Below are 19,348 nucleotides of genomic sequence, written 5' to 3'. Positions count from 1 at the left end.
AAAAGAATATGCCTTTAGCAGCCAGATTAACAGATATGCACACTTGTCCGATGCAAACACCGGGACTGCCGCCAATTCCGCATGTGGGAGGGCCAATAGTAGGACCTGGCGTACCTACCGTTTTAATTGGGAAAATGCCCGCTGCCGTATTGGGAGACAGCCTTGTATGTGTGGGGCCACCTGATTCTATCGTAAAAGGATCTGCTACCGTTATGATTGGGGGCAAACCTGCGGCCAGAATGGGTGATACCACCGCACATGGAGGAAGCATTGTATTGGGATGCCCAACCGTAATGATAGGAGGTTAAATGATGAATGAGAAAAACGATTCGTTTTTAGGAAGAGGCTGGGCTTTTCCGCCTGCTTTCAATTATGAAATGGGTACGTTGGAAACCGTAGAGGATGATGAAGATATTGAGCAGAGCTTAAGAATTATTATCGGCACCATCCCCGGCGAGCGTATTATGTTTCCAACTTTTGGGTGCGACATCAGAAACCATGTTTTCGAATCCAACGACCCAACCCATCTTAGCATAATGAAAGATGCCATTTATGATGCCATACTCTATAACGAACCCAGAGTAAAGGTGGAGAAAATTGAAATCCGGGAAGATAACGGGGAAAATGGTGTAATACTCATTCATATCTTTTATACAGTCATTATCACAAATACCAGAAACAATATAGTATATCCGTTCTTTTCCAAGGAGGGAACCAATCTATAACAACATCAAATATTGTATTGAACCATGAATAAAGGTAGCAGCCAGGAAACCAGGAAAAATAAAGCCCTTAGCGCTAATTATATAGCTCCGGATGAAAGATCCATGTTGGATTTGGTTCAGCACACCCTTTCTTTTGCAAGAAATGTCAACTTTTACAATCTCCAAAGCAAGGCTATCGATAATTGGGAATCGTTTTTATTAAAAGATTCGGCGTTCGTCATTGCCAATATTGCGGGGACGGACTTAAATAAGATCAAAATTGATAAAGAAAAAGAGGACTTAAGCAAGGATATGGTTAGCCTGGTAATTGACAAAGCAAGTATGATCATAGGTTTCATTTCTAATTGGATTGATCAATTAAAGCAATCAAATTATGAAGGATTATTGCTGGAGGAAATAGAGGAGCAAAAAAAGTACGTGGATGAGAAGATTAAAATTTTAAATCATAAAAATGACCTGGAAGGATGGAGAGAGTTCTACAACAACATTTTTGGCGCTATCGTGCTCATTAAAGAATTAGCCACCAAGAGCTATGAAGAAGAACTATCCAATTATCAGAACCATCACCCTCATATTGCATTACTGATTTCCTTTTTTAAATTATTCAAACACCTTCAAAACGACATTAACCAACTCACCCAAAAACATCTGGATTTTTATTATCTCGACCTACTCCATCAACAGAAAAGAAAGCTAAATACCGGTACTGCAATAATTGAATTGCAGCTTATTGATGGTGTTCAACAAGTGACTATTAATACCGGTGAAAATTGTGAGTTTTTATTTGGAGAGGATCAAAAACACAACTTTGTCACCTCCACCGAAATGCAAATCAACAAAGCAAAAATTGCCGAATTACGAACACTGTACAAAAGTGATTATTACCCTTTTAGCAACAGTTCCGAACATGAAAACTTCTCGCTCAATAATTTATTTGAAGAGGATATTTTAACCGACGCCGGCAACCCAGTAAACGCAAACATAGTAAAACGCACGGAATATCCGGCTACGCTTGGGCAAGCACAAGTTCAAAATGACCTGGCCTGGACAACACAACGATGGAGCCACATTGGAATTATTGTCAGTTCACCTGCTTTAATTCTCGAAAAAGGGAAACAGAACATTCGTTTGACCTTTAAAATCACCCCTGCTTCTTTCAAAAAAACTGAAATCATGTTCGGGGGTTTGATCAATCAGGAAATACTAGAACAGGAGAAATATAAAAAAGGAAGCGTTACTACCGACTATGATAAACTAAAAAACAGGGTGATAAGCAATTTCTTTAAAGATGCTTTTATTATAAGTATAACGGGCTTGGAGGGTTGGAAGAAAATTAAACTGGTGAATACGAAATTTAATTTTTCAGATACCTCCTTGATCATTGCGATGGCATTAGATGAACATGCCGACATGCTTGTTTCCATGGATAAATCGATCCACGGGGGAGATTTCGAATCGGAATGGCCGTGTATTAAAATTCATGTAAACAACAACACCCAATACCACCCTTATAAAATTCTAAGACATATCATTCTGGATTATGTGACCGTTGAGGCCCATGTTTCAGAGGTAGGCAAGTTTAATTTATCTAATTCCCTGGGTGACCTCGACCACACAATTCCGTTTATGCCTTTTGGCCCTGCCCCTGTGGTCGGTAATTATCTTAAAATTCAAAATCCGTTCATCTTTCAAAATAACCTGACGCATCTTGAAATTACGATCCACTGGGCAGGATTACCGGGATCCAGACATGGATTTAACGATTATTATAAGGCCTATCCGCACAAAATAGAAAACAACTCCTTTAAAGTCGTAATCACTGATGACAAGAACAAGGCCGACACTTCCAAAAAGCAACTGATCACAGAACTTTTTGAGACAAGCAACCATTACTTGAGCAATAAAAAAATAATACCGCTGAACATGGATTATCTAAGTTTTAGGAAATCCTTCGGTACCGAAAAATCTCCAAATCAACTTTTCATGATATTAAAAGATCCTGAAATTGCGTTCGGCCATCAAGTTTTTGCGAATATATATGCGCAAAGTGCGTTATTGAACAGCAAATCAAAAAATATCCAAAGACCGCTTCCAAATCAACCTTTTACACCGGTAATTGAACGGCTAACCTTAAACTATTCCAATTCGTCGAAGGAAATAATGATGAGAAAAAAAGATGAAGAAACCAGCGATATGAAGTTGATTCATCTTTATCCATTCGGTCATAATCAAGTATTTCCGGGCCCGGTGAAAACACAAAGCTATTTGTTGCCCCAGATAGCTTATAAAGGCAATCTTTTTATTGGGCTAACCCAAATTAATCCGGGCGAAATCGTAAGCCTTGGTTTCGAGCTGATTCATGGCGTTTATGCCCATACCACCATTAAACCGCCTAGGATTCATTGGGAATATCTTTCTAACAACGATTGGATTTCTTTTGAAGGTCTTTTACTGGAAGATACCACAGCCGGCCTGATTAAGTCGGGTATCGTAAAACTTGAAATACCCCTCTCTATCCAGTTCGATAACACCTTGATGCCGACTGGTAAATTCTGGATACGAGCGGCGTACAACGGAGACGAAGATATAAATTCGAGAATTATAAAAATTTTCACCCAGGCCGTTCCCTTAATCGCGGATCAATCTCATTTCAACCAAAACCGGAATATTACCTCCAACCTGAAAATTGAGAAAATCAGTTTACCTGAAGTAAAAGGAGTCGAGAAAATTAACGGGCCTTATGCATTGGAATTAAATAATCAATTCGAGAACGAAGCATCTTTTTACGACCGGGTTAGTGAACAATTAAGACATAAAAACAGAGCGGTTTCGAACTGGGATGTGGAACGGATTATCCTGGACAAATTTAAAAACATCGAAAAAGTCAGGGTTTACGGCAGAAACAGCCACCCCAAAGAATTGGTTAAAGGTAGCACCATGCAAATTGTTTTAATACCTAAAAACAGGTTAAACGGTCACCATCAAAAAAGGAATGTTAAAGTGGATTATCAGACATTGAGGGAGGTCAAAGAATATATCTCGAAAATGGTTTCGCCTTATCAAAAGGTAGAAGTTTCCAACCCGGTATTTGAACAACTGAAAGTAAAGTGCAGCGTAAAGTTCAACGATTACCAAAAAAGAGGCGCTTTGCGAAACTTACTCAACAATGAATTGATCAAATACCTGTCTCCTGACCTGGATGACGCCTTTGTGGAAAAAGGATTTGATGAGTATATCTCAAAAACGGAATTGCTAAATTTTATTGAAAGCAGACCGTACGTAAGTTTCGTAACACAACTATCCATCATTCAACTTATTGAAGTACAAGGGACATATAAACTGATTGATACGGCAGTCAGTAACGGTCGGAATACAGAAAATCTCAGGGCCATCTCGGCATATTCCATTTTAACCTCTGCCCCGACCCATCAGATTGATATTATCGAGGATGATATACCTATACCTCCAACAGTGTCGGGGGTTGGCGATCTTTCAATTGAAACTGATTTTGTGATTAGTGACAGCGACGGAAAATATAACTAACAAAGAGTTATGAGAAACCAAAAGAACATTACGGATAGAAAACAGCTCAAGACATTTTTCAAAAAAGGCAATCTTCCCGGAGAGAAATCTTTTGAAAAACTAATAGATTCTACTTTTAACATTGCAGATGATAAGCTGGATATTAATGAAGACGGTCTGATGATCTATCCTTCCGAAAACGTCATGAAAAAAGGTGAGAGAAAGCTTTTAAGTTTTTTTGAAGATAGCGATAACAATGAGGCCACCTGGGTTCTTTCTATTACTAAGGATAAAAACGGCGGTATGTCCATCCAGCAAATAACGCCATCCCGGGAGGAAGATGAAAAAGATGATACCCAGATTAAAGAAAACACAGGCTCCCCGGCTATTTTTATCCAAAAAAATGATGGGAAAGTTGGAATTGGCAAAAAATTGCCACGTCAACAACTTGATGTAAACGGAATAATTGCCTCCGAAGGGAGAATGGGTACCCATATGGAAAATTGGGTGGAAGCCGATGGTGAGTGGCACAATGTTTTCGATACGGAAAAAGGATTAAACGGCTGTCACGCCTTCGAAATTACAGCTTATGCCAAAGGCGATTCCGAAACCGAATCCCTAATTCACGCCATCGCGGTATGTACCCGGGGAAATTCCAGACCCAAGATTACCAAGACAGCAGCCTATTACGGTAAATGGTGGAATAAGATCGACATTCGATGGGAATCACGACCATCCAGGATAGAAGAGAAAAAAGCGGATGACACCAAAAAACTATTGGATATTGCAAAATGGTGGAAATATTTATGGGGCTTTTTAGAGCAACGAAACAAGGATAAATATAACCTTCAAATAAAGACAAGAAGCAATTACGGGCAAAACAAAAAATTACATTTCAGAGTATCGGTGCTGTGGAATTCCAATTTTATAAATGATCATTAAATAGTCGGTGAAAAAGGTATGCCCATGGCAAATCATTAAGGCAAACTGCCTGCCAGAATACAGGCCTTAGACAAAATAAAGAGACTTTTCAGCTTTTATAATAATGGAGACACATGAAAAAATCGGCAAGCTTTACAGGTAAGGAAATGGATCATATAAGTTTGGATTTTTCTAAACTACGTGAAGAAGGCCTGGAATATATTCAGAAACTGAGTGGTGACATTTGGACAGATTATAATTCGCATGATCCAGGTGTGACGATTTTGGAACAGTTATGCTATGCCATAACAGATTTAGCTTTTCGCACCTCCTTACCTATAAAAGACCTTTTAACCATTAGTGACCATGAAAAAGTGGAATACGATGCAGCTGCATGTGATAATGAACTAGAAGGTGAAGATGTAAAAATTGATCTTCAAAAAAATGCTTTTTACAGCCCCTCTTCAATTCTAAGTTCTTATCCCGTAACCATTGAGGATACCCGAAAAATGATTATCAATCGTTTCGAAGAAATTAGAAACGTTTGGTTTGACTGCAAAAAAAATGTTGGATACGAAGAACAGGTCATAGGTATTAATCAAATTGAAATGATGCCAACACTTTCCTTCCAAGAGCTAATCAACTCAAATCCAAAAGAAAAAGAAGCATTTTTATCGGATGTTAATCGTTTCCTGTGCGAAAACAGAAATTTAGGTGAAAAATACGAACAAGCCATACTGCTTGAACCTCATCTTATCGATATCGAATTTAGTGTATATCTGAACGCTCAGGTAGAGGTGGAAACAACGATTGCCAACCTGTTTCTCAGAATGCTTGAGTTTATTTATAGCCCGGTGCGCTTTAACAGCTTACATGAAATAACGGAAGCAGGTTTTGGTTTAGAAGAGGCTTTCTCCGGACCGGTACCCTCCAGAGGATTCATTAAGCCAGGTACATTAACGGACAGGTTAAAGATTATACATATTGATGAGATCCAAAAAATATTTGCCAAGGCAGATGGCATTCAAAAATGCGAGGTTGAACCTTTTAAAGCAGATGGAACGGACGGACTTAAGATGGAGGTTGATAAGGGAAAATACTTTCATGTGCTTATCAAAGATAATAGCGATGATGGATTTGACCACAGGTTCAATAACATTTATAAAAACATGACGGTTTATGTAAACAACAAGAAGCTCCATGTTTTAAACAAACAAAAAATAAACAATTCCTTCATGGGTAAGTGGGCCAAACAATATCGGGGATATCCCATTGGCAAATCGATAAAAACGTTGTTTTTAAAGAAATTAAGGGGGCAATTCCAAAACCCAACGCAGTACCACTCCATTCAAAATCACTTTCCTACAATTTATGGTATTGGAAATGAAGGACTATCAAAAAACGAAACCGAAGATAGAAAAGCTAAAGCCTTACAGTTAAAAACCTACCTCATGTTGTTTGAACAGCATTTGGCCAATCATCTATCACAACTTGGAAACCTGAATACGTTCTTTAACATTAATTTCAATAAAAATCAGCAAATTACATATTTTACACAATGGCTTCATTCTGTCCCACAAATACAGGATATGGGACTGTATCGTGGAGATGTAACAGAACAAAAACTGAACTTGGAGGCCAAGGAAACATTTTACGACCGAAAAAACCGAATTTACAATCACCTTCTGGCCCGATTCGGGGAAGAATTCAACGATATCCCCTGGAAAGTTGCAAGTCTTTTAAATATGCTACCTAATGATGATATATTCAACGAAACACTACTTGATAAAAAGTCGTTTTATTTAAAAAACCTGAAATCCCTCTCCTATTTCAGAACAAGAGGAGAGTTTTTTAACCGGGAGGAAAATGATACTTACACCTGGAAACATTCAGGTCTTGAGGATATTCTGATGGCCAAGACGGGTATTCCATACAGAGGCAATACTACTTTAGTTCCGGAATTAAAAAAGTTAACTCAATCAGCCAGTCAGCTCCCGGAATTCAACACCATTCTCAATACATCTGATTTAATAAATGACTTTGGACCTTTAACCAAATCGCAACTCAACATTACTGACCTTATTACAGGACCTGACTCCATCCCTGCGTATTTTTTCAAGAAACTACCCTTAAACGATTTATATAAACGAACCGTTAATTTTGAGAATTTTCTAATATCAAACCATCAATCCGACAAAGAAAGTGTTAACGTTTTATTTCAACCAGAGAAAGACAAATGGGTAAGTGTGTTTACTGCGCCAACCAGGCAATCCGCCATTCAGCTCATCAATGAGATTATAAGCTATTTTATTTCTCTCAACAAAAAGTCGGAAGGAATCTATCTGGTAGACCATATCTTGCTGAACAATATTTTAAAGGATAGCAAATTTGGATTTAAGTTTATAGATGAAGAGGGCCAACATTTATTTCAAACAGTAGAGGAAGAATCCTGGTATCGTACAGAAGACGAAAGAAATGAAGTATTTATCCATCACAACTTTACATTAGAAAATTATTGTTACGAAAATAAGACATGGTCTATTAAAACCAAAGACTGGACATTTTACCCGGTTTTAAAAAACCATCCCAAATTAATTCAGCTTGAAGATGAGCTCGAAAGCGGATCTCGTTATTCCTATATAAATGGAAGTTGGTTTATCAAATACGAAGACGCAAGAACCCCGAGGGAGGTCAGGAAAGTGAAGCATTTAGAATCCCTGAATAAGGCGTTGGAAGAAATCTATAATAGCACGAAAAAATATACTTCTCAAATATGTCTGGCAAGAGACAGGTCGTTTTATTCGTTTAGCGGTAGTAGGTGGATTATTAAATATCAAGATAGGCTACTTGCCTCCCAGAAAATAGATCAGGAAGATATGATATCTATTACCGGAATCCTAAAAAATTGGGCCTATAAATTTAAGGATGGAAAATGGGAACTGGAAAGTGGGGTTCGCATTCCTGATGATCAAAACAGAAACAATCTGAATATTCTGAATGCCCTGTTTGAGAAAGTATACCATGCCAACAGAAGCATCGTTCAGCTGTTCAACACGCCGGAAAATGAAAATGGCAGATTGCGCTATAAGGAGATGGAGAAGATACGCCTGGCAAGCTACCCACAAAATACAAATAAGAAATCCGGTCAGAGACGCCTGGTTTTCCAAAGAAAGCTACCGAACGGTAAAATTATTGACGAGGATTTTTTTAACATGAAAATTTCCGTTATGTTGCCCGACTGGCCCGCAAGATTTCAAGACGACCAATTTAAATCGTACTTCAGCGATCTTTTACTTGAACGTATCCCCACACATATCAGTAATCAGATTTATTGGTTGGATAAACATCAGATGGAGGTATTCGAAGAGAAATACCATAACTGGCAAAACCTCAGGTTGGCATCTCAAAATACCGAAAAGTCTTCCAAAAAGATTTATTCGGCATCCTTGAGGTTGTATGAAACCATTATAAACCTCGAAATTAATTGATATGGCAGCTGGTCAAAATATGATTCATAAAGCCTTGTTCAACTTTGAATATGGGTCCACATGGTCTGCCGACAAGTGTAATAATTTGATTGAAGACATTTTCGAAACACATATTATAACTGAAATCCAGAAATCCGTTACCCGAATCGTTCCCGAAGAGATGATAATTGAATTTGCCAAACTGGAAATAGACATTGGCAAAATCGCGGAAAACGAAATACCCGGCAACCTTGGTGAAAGGATAGGAAAATCACTGGAGGAAGCCCTGGCAATCAGACTAAAAACAAACAAGGGAAATACTTCGGAAGAGTTACCGGTTAAATCGCAACTATATCTAATTGAATATCTTGAGACATTCCTTCTGAAAGGGTATCTCCCATTCGGATTGGACAAAAAAGTTACAATCGATGATTTGGTCACAAAAACGTTTCAGGAAAAGAGGTTTCGGGATATCCTCAAAAAGTATAGCAACCATGATACGGTATTAAAGCGAATTGCTTACCATTTAAAAACCGAGACCTATGATTTGATTTTACGGACGCTTGCCTTCGAAAACCACCCATGGATTTTTGAATATAGGGAATGCATTGTAAGGGCAAAAAAGCAGGGTAACATCCATCAATTGAACGACAATTTGTTTGTACGAACCCTTCACTTTTTTATTTTAAAATATGTGTTAAATGATACCGGGCAAAGTTTTTTGCGCAAGAGTTTCTCAGATTTTATACTTGGAAATATGAAACCCTACCTGGGGGCACACTGGCAGAAATTTATAGCAATTGCAGAAAAATGTGCTTTAAAGGAAACCATTTCCGCCTTCATAAAAGAAAAAGCTCCGGAATCCCGAAAAGAAAAACTGCGGATTCAGCCTGAAAATAAGGATCAAACATTCACACTTGATCAAATCATTACCATGTTAAATAGCAGTGGTAAAAATACTAAAATCGCTGCGCAGCATTGGATCAAGGAAAATGTTCTGAGAATCATCAACGATAGAAAACAAAGGAAGTTGATGATACATGGCTTGAATAAGGCAGGAGCCGATTTTCTTTTAAATATGTTTTACCCGGAAACCGGGCACACACTATTAAATTTATTAAAATCGTTTACCGACAACGTACTCCAGGCAAAGGATGATCCTTTTTTTAAGGGAAGCCAGTCTGCATACATTCATGTTATCGTAAATTCGATACACTACCTGTGTCAAAATGATATGGCTAAACTTACCCTGGAAGAGTTTGTTCTATTCATGGTTTATAGCGCCGGTGTTGACAAGTCGGCCATAATGAAATCAAATATGTTCCGCGATTTTATTGATTCGGATCATCGTATGTCCTATTCTTCGATGCTTTCTTTTATTAAAGACGAATCCGAATATCCGGCCATAGCAAACATTCAAAAGGTATTTTCAGATAACCGATTATCAACGCCATCAAACGATCCATACGAAGACATTTATCCGTTACAGGAGTTTGTGGCCATCTCAAAGCGAAAGATCATAACCTATTATCTGAACCATGGTATGTTGCCGGATAAACATCTTGACCTAAGCAGGCAAGATGTTCTGATATTATTTAATAGTTTACTTCAGCAGAAAGACGGTTTCTTAGCAGGTTTATTGCGCAACCACCATGATCCCGAAAATCTGAAAGCCCGATTGGATAAATTAATTTCCGAACAAACCATTGCTAATTTAGAGGAGTATTTAAATCGCTTCTTTCAAAAAGAATGTCAAATCTTCAACAAGATACGCACCGTATGGGCACAGAACCTTGAGCCGGAAAAGCATCAAAAATTAGATACTCCCGAATTTCGCATCCCCATATTGATTACCGCACTGGCTGCAACCAAGGGGGGAGCATTACCCAAGGATTTTATCTTTTCGGTAATTGGCAGATTAAAAACCGAAGCTGATAACACCTTTGAAATTTCCGTTGAGACATGGCAGGACTTATGGGATCACGAATTAAGGGAAATGATCCCGTCCGAAACGAATCCAACCCCCAAAAACAAACTTCGCGATGAACTGGAAAAATGGTGGAATGGACCTATCGAAAACAGCGCGGGTTTCGATTTAAAACCTGCCATCCATCCAACGAACCCGCAAAACATTATTGACGGATACTATTCATCACTCCTATTTTATGCACATCACGGATTCTTCCCCTGGTGGGCCAATAGCATATCTTTTTCTGAAATTATTTCGGGATTGAACAAATCTTACGAAAGCAATAACGATGTATTTGAAACCCTATTTCAGCGGTTGGGTAACGACGAAAACACCTTGGAAATGTTGATAGGCAAAATCCCGGAAACTATAGTAAAAGAATTTGATCAAGCATTTTCTGTGTCTGCAAGATGGCGGGAAAATTGGGAACGAGCCAAAAAAAGAACATTGAATATTGATACTAACAGCAAGACCAATGATATTGAAAGGGAAATTTATTTTTCCGATGACAAGGAGATCCTAGACAAGCGATGGAAACCAAATGAGGAGATTACCAATCAGATACAGGCGTATTTGATGCTTGCGCCTTATTTCTATCTCCACCAGTTAAACCCGCCGCAATGGCGAAAGATGGTGTATGAATTTTCGACCGGATATTACGGTCCGCACGCCACAAAAATTAACAGGCAGTTTCATCGTGATTTTTTGAGACATCTAAAACAAGAATTTTCCCATGTTAACTGGATGGATACATTGACCAATATAGACCGACTTATTCATGCGGAAAAAGCAGATTCAACACCTTTCCCCGAGGCGCTGAGACAATTGCTGCCTATTGAGCGGGAACATAATTTTAACCGAAACATGGACACAATGATCAATGATGACGAACCAGGCATTGAGGTGCTAGTACACAATGCAGGACTAATTTTATTCTGGCCCTTTTTAACCCGACTTTTCGAAATGCTTGCCTTAGTAAAAAATGGTGCTTTCATCAATTGGGAATGCAAGAACAGGGCCGTCTATATTCTTCAACACCTGTCCTGCAACCAAGTTAACTTCCCTGAATACACCCTGGTTCTAAACAAGTTACTGGCTGGAATACCATCACAAGAACATTTGGTACCGGTTGATTCGCTGACCGAAGAAGAACAGGAAAGTACCAAAAGCCTGTTAGGCGGTTTAATACATAATTGGGAGAAAGTTAAAAACTCAACTCCGGAAGGAATACAAGAAACATTTATACAACGGGATGGAATTATAAAATTTCATGAAGACAAAATAACGCTTAAGGTTGAAAAAAAAGGGGTTGATGTGTTAATGGATTCAATACCCTGGAACATTTCTTTAATCAAGCTCTCATGGATGAAGAAACCAATATATGTGGATTGGAACTAATACCGCAAATAATTAATCATTAAAAAAATGGAAATGGGTAATCTGACAAAAATATGTAAACTATATCTGACAAAATTGTTGGTTGCTATGTTGCTTTTTGTTGCTTTATTTTTTCAAAATGAAATGTTTGCACAAACGACAAATACAGCCATTGCACAGCACGATACGGCGGTAACCATAAAACCGTCCACTATCCATATAGACCGTTATCAGGATACCTCATCCACTAAAGGTTTAAAAAAAATCCTACAGCCTCTTAAATTTAAGGAGAATAGAGAAAAAAAATTGAACAAGGAATTTCATGAATATGTCAAAAGCTTAATTGACAATAAAAAACTTAAAATAAACCCGAAAACGGTTGAACAGATCACAGAACAGCTAGCCATTATTGAATCCTTCACCAATTCTAACCATATACAGCTTGATAGTGCCATTAAAAGCAATGATTCCACCAGTCAATCATTAAAAAAAACAATCGAAGATGCGTATCTAAAAATGGATACCAACAAAGTTGCATACACTTCGGCAATCGACTCTTTAAATATATTAATGTCAGCCATCCTGCAAGAAAATGCCAATATCAATAACATGGAAGGGCAAGCGATTTCGGCCAAGATAGATACCACTATGAAAGAAATCCAGAAAGTGAAGTATTCTAAGGCCTCTAATCTGGCAAAAGTTGAAAGTGCAAAAATAAATGATACGCTTCGTTATTTTAAAAGAAGCCTGATCCCTAAAATGAAAATTATTGGGTGGCACAGCACCAGCTCACAGCAAGAGGATGAATTTAAATTTAGGAATTATTATAAATATAACTATTTATCGGCCATTAATTTATTTGGATACGAATTGACGGAAACCGGTAAAAACAGCAAACCCAATGACATTGACGAATTTAAAAAAGAGAATGGTGTTATAAAATATGCCCACAATAATGGTTGCAACGTTGTGCTAACCGTTTACGATAAAAGCGTAGCAGATATAAATGCTTTTTTAAAAAGTGCTGATGCACAAGAGACGTTTTTTAATGAGGTAAGTCAAATTATCAGAGACAATGATTTAAATGGTATCAATATCTATTTTACCCAGATCTCCGATTCACAATTATTTGTTCAATTTATCGGAAATCTATATAAAAAGCTAAAATCTATAAACCCGAAAATACAACTCGGCATTTCTGTTCCCGCTTGGAAAGATCAAGACAGTTTAAATCAAATACGCAAATACGATTTGGCAAAACTGGATTCGATGGTGGATTACTATATGATATTAACGGACGATTTGATACCATCCAACGCTACTATTGCACAACCATCAAGTCCCCTTTTCAAAGATAAGGAACCAGGGTTTCCCTCCATTAAAAGAACGATGGATTTCTACCTCGCACAGGGCATTGCAAGCTCCAAACTTATAATGACTGTTAGTTACAGTGGCACACTATGGCGGGTCAAAAATTTTTCCGGCAGCTTGGTGAATAAGGCCAAATACAGAACCCTAAGTTATTCCGACATTCTTAACGTATATTTATACAGCAACAACAGCTCCATCATCCAAGGGTTTGACCCCATACAGGTTGGATCGTATTTAAATATAATCGGAAAGAATATAAAAACGAATAATCAATTATGGTACGATGATTTCAGAAGTCTGTACCTGAAGTACAATTGGGCATCGGGCCAAGAACTGGGAGGAGTGGCCATAAGTGACCTTAGCCACGACGACAACTGTATTTATCCCGAATTGTGGAACGCTTTGGCAGCTTCCTTAATCAAGATCGACACAACTTATGTTAAAAATCCCAATGAACCCAGTATCAAAGGTCTAAAAAAACTAATAACCATCATCAAAAACACAAGCTCAGGATTCCATTTTACTACCCTCAGTAAAGATGCGAGATGGGCTCGCGAAAGCTATCTAAGATATAAATCCGGCGATAGCACTTGTGTCTTTAAATATGAATCAGTTAAAGACAGTCTTTCGAATGATTCCATAGATAAGATTCTCAAAATAATCAATACCGAAATTAAAGACACAATCCGAGATTATATGATCACAGATAGCAGCATCTGGAACGATACAACCATATTTAAGGAAGATTCGGCAACGTTATATCTGGGACTACTCGAACATAAATCCAATTGTTATTCGCTGTATGCCAGGTGGAAAATTTATGCGCTTTTTCTTAAATACTTCGCCATAATCTTCGCCATACTAACCATAGGTATATTTTTCTTGTCCAATAATTCGGATAGATATAAACTTGGCAGTATTAAAACCAGAAAAATCATTAGAAATTTACCTTCCGTTTTAACTATTTTCACCATAATTTTTTTAGCCCTTTGGTTGTATTTCGATCCGTTCCTTACTGGATATGGAGCAGGTAGTGCAAAGGATAGTGATACATTATTAATGCTTTATACCTTATTCATTGGAATTGCTACGGGGGTATTTATTACCTATCGGTATTTTAAACATAAAAAATCCTGACCATATCATTGTATTAAATTACATTAAACTTAAGGAACAAGATCAATATGGTTGTAAAAAAGGTCATGGGCAAGCCAATTCTGAATAATCTTATCCACTTGTTTGTATCAGACTCTGGTTTATGACCGTATATGCGATAATTCACTATCGCTAGAATAATCCCAACAAATATAAATACATACCCAACAATGATAATCGTCTCCAAAAACGTATTATAGGGTAATTTGGGCAGTATGGAGGCAGAATAAAAATTAAATGCCACCACGGTCAGCATAAGCGTGAAACCGACTCCCATTTGGGTACCAAAATCCTTAATCCAGAATATGACGAACGAAGCCATTATGATGATTGACAAAGGCAGCAATACCTGCCACATATAATATTCTGGTTTTCTTGTTGTATCCACTTTAAAAACGGCTCTCGAATAAATGGTTGAACTCGAAATTTCATCATATATTATATCCTCGATGTATGCGGTATTATCTTTATAGGTCCATTTCTCACCCAAAAAATCATTCATATTTTGGGGTTTCAACAACTTAATGAAATTAAACACAAGCTGCTCTTTATCATACGAAAAAGCTTCAATCTGTATCTGAAAAGTCTGCGAATCAAAAGGAAAGTTTATAAAATTCATATTTGAGCTAAAGGTCCCAAAGAACCTTTCCTTATATTTAATTTCACCATCGGTCTGTATAACAATTCTCCTGTTGGGGCATTCCTTTTCTCCCTGAATATTAATAAACTCAAGAATCGGCATCCAGAGCCCTGTATCTAAAACTTCATTTGCTCTGTCGTTTTCATAAATCCTAATGTTATTATGGCCATCCGATCGTTTCCACCTTTCATCTTTCCATAAATATACAAGGTAACCATCAATTTGATAGGTCTCATCAACCGTATTAATGTTATATACTTTATTAATACGCAGATTTACATCCACTTTTAAAGGTAAATTTCCTGGTGGAGGCGTCATCTTTCTATTGGTCGAAGATGCAAATATGGCAATAGGTAAAAAGAAAAATGTGATAAAAACTTTCCGAGTCATTCTCATTATTTTTATGAATTGAAACTTGAAATTAAACTCATACTCCATATATTGAAGTTCCACTGATACCTATTGGCAAAACGCCCACTGCTATTGAACAGTAACCTGATACATCCTTGTTTTACTGTCGTATAATATGTATTCTACACCCTGACCACTCATCTAAATAATTTATAACGCTGCATGCGCAGCAATAATGGCAGCTGTAGGGTCACCTAGTAGCGGAATCAAATCATTATCGAGTTCATCATAAGCCGTGTGTCTGTTTCCACTTGCTCGGCGGTTGTTGGCATCTATCTCGTTCTGGCCAGAAGTATTCAACCTTGGATGTACTGATGGAGATACCTCTAATGCGCCATCTTCACCGTAAATATCGTTCCCCTGCCGTGTCCAAAAAGGCACATCACCTCTGTGTAGTGCCGTTCTTGCTCCATTAGCCCGCAACATGGTTCGAAACTCATCTGCAAGTCCGGGAGGATTGCCCGATGTATGTGCCACTTGATTCGCCCGATCATTTGTTGCAGCCTGGAACAATGCTTCACTTGGCCCACCAACAACCGCAAGTTGTCCATAAAATAATCCTGACAGTTGCTGTAAGATCTCGGTGGGAATAGGAACAAACCGTGTTTCAGTATTTGTAGATTGATTGATCAATCCGGTCAATGCCGCATCCCTGTGTCTGTTCGGGCTCATGGAGCGCAATCTATTTTTAAAACCCACACGAACCTGTTGTATTAGGGTGGCTTGATCGGGAACCAGACCTGCAACTTGAACCGCTGTCAAATCCCTCATGCCCTTTGCAATGCGCTTGTAGAGTTCATCGGGCAACTGTTTGGCCGCTGTCGTCAACTCCATGGCAGCAAAATCGTCAAAGGTGTTTGTTGAAGCCTCCATATCAATGAGCTGGATAGAATCGTTCTTCAACACGAAATTCTCCCCGTGAACATCACGCAGCCCGAACACATAAGCCACGGCCAGGTTTGCGCCTAGACTTTTAAAAACAGACCTTAATTGTGCCGCGGTTCTTGGCGCACCTGTTTGTACAAATTCCATATAGCCATAGTGGGCCAAATGAGGTTGGGCACCAGCCAGTGCGTCTGCAGGCATATTTTCTATCCGGTACGATTCAACCCCGTGACCCAAGGTCGAGGCAACTGAATTTTGGTCGTTGAACAGCACCTGATCCATGGATAGGTCACCTGGTTTGTAGACCACCCTATGTGTACCTCCCGCCATGGTTCGGTAATTAATAAAAGCTACTACCTGTCCATGTTTGTGCGGATCACTCCCGGGAATTTCGATACTAACAAAGGCATTGGCAAAAACGGGATCTAGCGCTCCTCCTCCGGGCATGCCGCAAATTGTAGCATGATCAGCAGCAATGCGCACCCGAATTACATCGCGAATATTATCGTGAATCATCCGCATACGCTCAAGCGTGACATTGATTGGGATGGTCAGCTCACGTGCTTTGTCAACAGATTTAACCAGGGAATCCAATCCACTTACACCCTGGGTATGCAAATCGGCAAAAACGGTTGTCAACTGACCCGCCTCGGCCAAATTCATTGTCGTACCCAATAGTTTGCGTCCCCGAGGATCATACATATAATAGTTAGCGCTACCTAACGCATGATATACGCTAAAACGTGTGTGCGGAATTACATTGGCATGTACACACCCTAAATTACCGGTTACCATTATTCCAGCTAAGGTTATGGCCATTGCCGCACCGCCGTTTACAGCACCACTCACATGGTTTACAAGTGCATTTATGTTAGTTACACCACTGGTACTGAAATTACGCATAACCCGTATCAACTGATCAGCATCGGCCACACTCAAGCCTCCTGCCAATACTGTTCCCGCACCCATATCATTAATTAACCTTTGGGTAGTGTTGGGCAGTCGCACCAAGCGGTAATTTGAGCCTGGAATAACACCAACTGTTTTATAACGTACGCCTGCAATCCTAACCCGTTGCATCAAAATTTCGGGTGTATAAAAGACGTCATCTTTTATAATATCGATATCCTGACTTTGAATTGTTGAAGATGAAACATGATGACTTGCTTGTTTTCTTTGAACGATAGGCATTGTAATATTCAGTGCTTTACTTCCCATTACATCCGCCTCTTTCTCCAATTCTTTATCATCATTTACCTGTATGTTTCCCTTCATCTGCATGGTCGGCTTCACCCTACCCTGTTTTTGCTGAACCACATGCCAGGCTTCGTGAGGAAGGTGTTTTTCTTGTCCTGACGCCAGGTGGATATCAGTACCTTGTGCATAGGCATGGGCTTGAATAATTGCCGGTTTAGCGGAATTGTAATGTACTTTAACATTTTCCATTGAATAACCCGAAAGATTTTCGATTCCAGCTTTTAAAGTATCGGGCAAGCCGGTGTTGTTCTCTCTTTTCTGTATGGGCATGGCTCTTTCGTGCAATGCTTCCTCTTCTTCTACTTTGGGGATAGTGTTGAATTTGCCCTGTAGTAATTCCTCCTCCTCAGGTTCTGGCTGTCGCTGAATAGCTTTTGATTGTAATAGTTTCTCTTCCTCTAGTTTTCCCGCTCGTTGTATCTCTTTGGGTTGCATTAGTTCTTCCTCTTCTAATCTTTCTTCTTTTTGTATTGGGTATTGGGAGTTATTGTTTAAGACATCCCTTAATTGAAGGGCTCGTTGGGTTTGTTGGCTATTATTAAACATTCTATTAAGTTTCCCTTGCATAACAGATTCTTGCCTGTTATCAGCAAATGTAAAAGAAGATTCGTTTGTTTTAAACTGCCCAGACTGACTGTCATTAACAACCCGACTTGTGCTCTCCGGCAAATTTTCTGCATGAGTATACATAACTATTTAAAATTTGTGTGATCTACCAAAGGAATAAAATACTTTTTTATCCGAAATAACTGTAAGTTACAACAAAGTACGGCTACATGTCAACTATATTTGATCAATAAGGCCAACAAAAAATAAGATCATTGATAAGTCATTTTTGTTGTGTTTAGCAAACAGAACCCAGCGGTTGAGTTGATGTTCGTGTACCTCGAGTCGGAAATTTGCCGCCGGCTTCCTTCGGATTATACCTCGCAGTAAGCACCCTTGCCGTCAGCTAATGGTTGGCTACTACAAACCCCCATAATGAACTTTCAGCATCTAGTTATTTACCATGCACGGCATACCTAAAAAAAAGAGCTCAACAATATTTGTTGAGCTCTTTTTTACCCTATAAGCTTTTTCCCACCATGTTTCTAAAACATCATGTGATCAAGCACGCTTTCCTCAAGAACATTGGCTTTAAAACGCCAAAAATGAGCTTCACCATGAGATAATTTAAAAACTTCGATATAAGATTCAACTGGCTGCTCTCCTAAATCACCTAAATATTGACGTTCTTTTCGAGCTTTGTTTAAAATAGCCGCATCAGTTACAAATTCAATATCGCCGGCAATACGCAATTCACGTCCTTCCTTTAAATCTTTTGGGTTATTATAAAAGCAAACTTCTACTTTGGGATTTGAATGAATCTGTCTGCTAATATCCAAAGGAGAAAGAGTTTCAAAATAAAACCCTGATTTGTCAGCAAACCATAGCTTCATAATTCTTACATGAGCCATTCCCTTTTCATTTATTGCCATGAAACAGATTTTGTTCTCATTGGCAAACTTGATAATTTCTTCCCTTTTCATAGCAACTTCCTCTAAATTAATACCTCCATTCATTGTAAAAACATGCATAAAGTTACAAAGAACACCAGCTCTTGTCAATAAAAAATTAGGTAAAAAGATTAACAAAAAAAACTAATTTT

General features: G+C 38.5%; 10 protein-coding genes. 7 read left to right on the top strand and 3 right to left on the bottom strand.

The genetic code is table 11. The features are described from left to right. Positions 1–8 precede the first annotated feature (8 nt). The 7 genes from ACRD64_RS09505 to ACRD64_RS09475 all read left to right on the top strand — a co-directional run bounded on the left by ACRD64_RS09505 (position 9) and on the right by ACRD64_RS09475 (position 14,489). Positions 9–308, top strand: a complete 300-nt coding sequence (locus tag ACRD64_RS09505) for a PAAR domain-containing protein (RefSeq protein WP_430933084.1) — start codon at positions 9–11, stop codon at positions 306–308. Then, entirely contained in the window at positions 309–725 is a 417-nt protein-coding gene (locus tag ACRD64_RS09500) for a GPW/gp25 family protein (protein WP_430933083.1), read from the top strand. It begins immediately after the preceding gene. 24 nt (positions 726–749) lie between these two features. Beyond that, positions 750–4,268 (top strand): hypothetical protein, encoded by a 3,519-nt coding sequence (locus tag ACRD64_RS09495; RefSeq protein ID WP_430933082.1) that lies wholly within the window; start codon positions 750–752, stop codon positions 4,266–4,268. A 9-nt stretch (positions 4,269–4,277) separates the two neighbouring features. Then, the gene (locus ACRD64_RS09490; protein WP_430933081.1) at positions 4,278–5,189 is read left to right on the top strand and encodes a hypothetical protein; all 912 of its coding nucleotides are present in this window, start codon (positions 4,278–4,280) and stop codon (positions 5,187–5,189) included. 113 nt (positions 5,190–5,302) lie between these two features. Beyond that, on the top strand, positions 5,303–8,656 hold the full coding sequence (locus ACRD64_RS09485; protein WP_430933080.1) for a hypothetical protein: 3,354 nt from the start codon (positions 5,303–5,305) through the stop codon (positions 8,654–8,656). Position 8,657: 1 nt separating this feature from the next. Beyond that, positions 8,658–12,002: a contractile injection system tape measure protein gene (locus tag ACRD64_RS09480; RefSeq protein ID WP_430933079.1), complete on the top strand. Its 3,345-nt coding sequence runs from the start codon at positions 8,658–8,660 to the stop codon at positions 12,000–12,002. Positions 12,003–12,035: 33 nt separating this feature from the next. After that, on the top strand, positions 12,036–14,489 hold the full coding sequence (locus tag ACRD64_RS09475; protein ID WP_430933078.1) for a glycosyl hydrolase family 18 protein: 2,454 nt from the start codon (positions 12,036–12,038) through the stop codon (positions 14,487–14,489). 13 nt (positions 14,490–14,502) lie between these two features. Here the strand turns inward: ACRD64_RS09475 and ACRD64_RS09470 are convergent, their stop codons facing one another. From ACRD64_RS09470 to ACRD64_RS09460, 3 genes are all read right to left on the bottom strand, one after another. Further along, on the bottom strand, positions 14,503–15,537 hold the full coding sequence (locus ACRD64_RS09470) for a hypothetical protein (protein ID WP_430933077.1): 1,035 nt from the start codon (positions 15,535–15,537) through the stop codon (positions 14,503–14,505). Between the two features lie 171 nt (positions 15,538–15,708). Then, entirely contained in the window at positions 15,709–18,390 is a 2,682-nt protein-coding gene (locus ACRD64_RS09465) for a DUF4135 domain-containing protein (RefSeq protein ID WP_430933076.1), read from the bottom strand. A gap of 401 nt (positions 18,391–18,791) precedes the next feature. Next, positions 18,792–19,334: a pyridoxamine 5'-phosphate oxidase family protein gene (locus tag ACRD64_RS09460; RefSeq protein ID WP_430933075.1), complete on the bottom strand. Its 543-nt coding sequence runs from the start codon at positions 19,332–19,334 to the stop codon at positions 18,792–18,794. Between the last annotated feature and the right edge of the window lie 14 nt (positions 19,335–19,348).

The organism is Saccharicrinis sp. 156 (assembly GCF_050589685.1).
Classification (GTDB): domain Bacteria; phylum Bacteroidota; class Bacteroidia; order Bacteroidales; family Marinilabiliaceae; genus Saccharicrinis.
The sequence above is the reverse complement of the archived record's forward strand: the minus strand, read 5'-3'. Positions and strand labels throughout refer to the sequence as shown.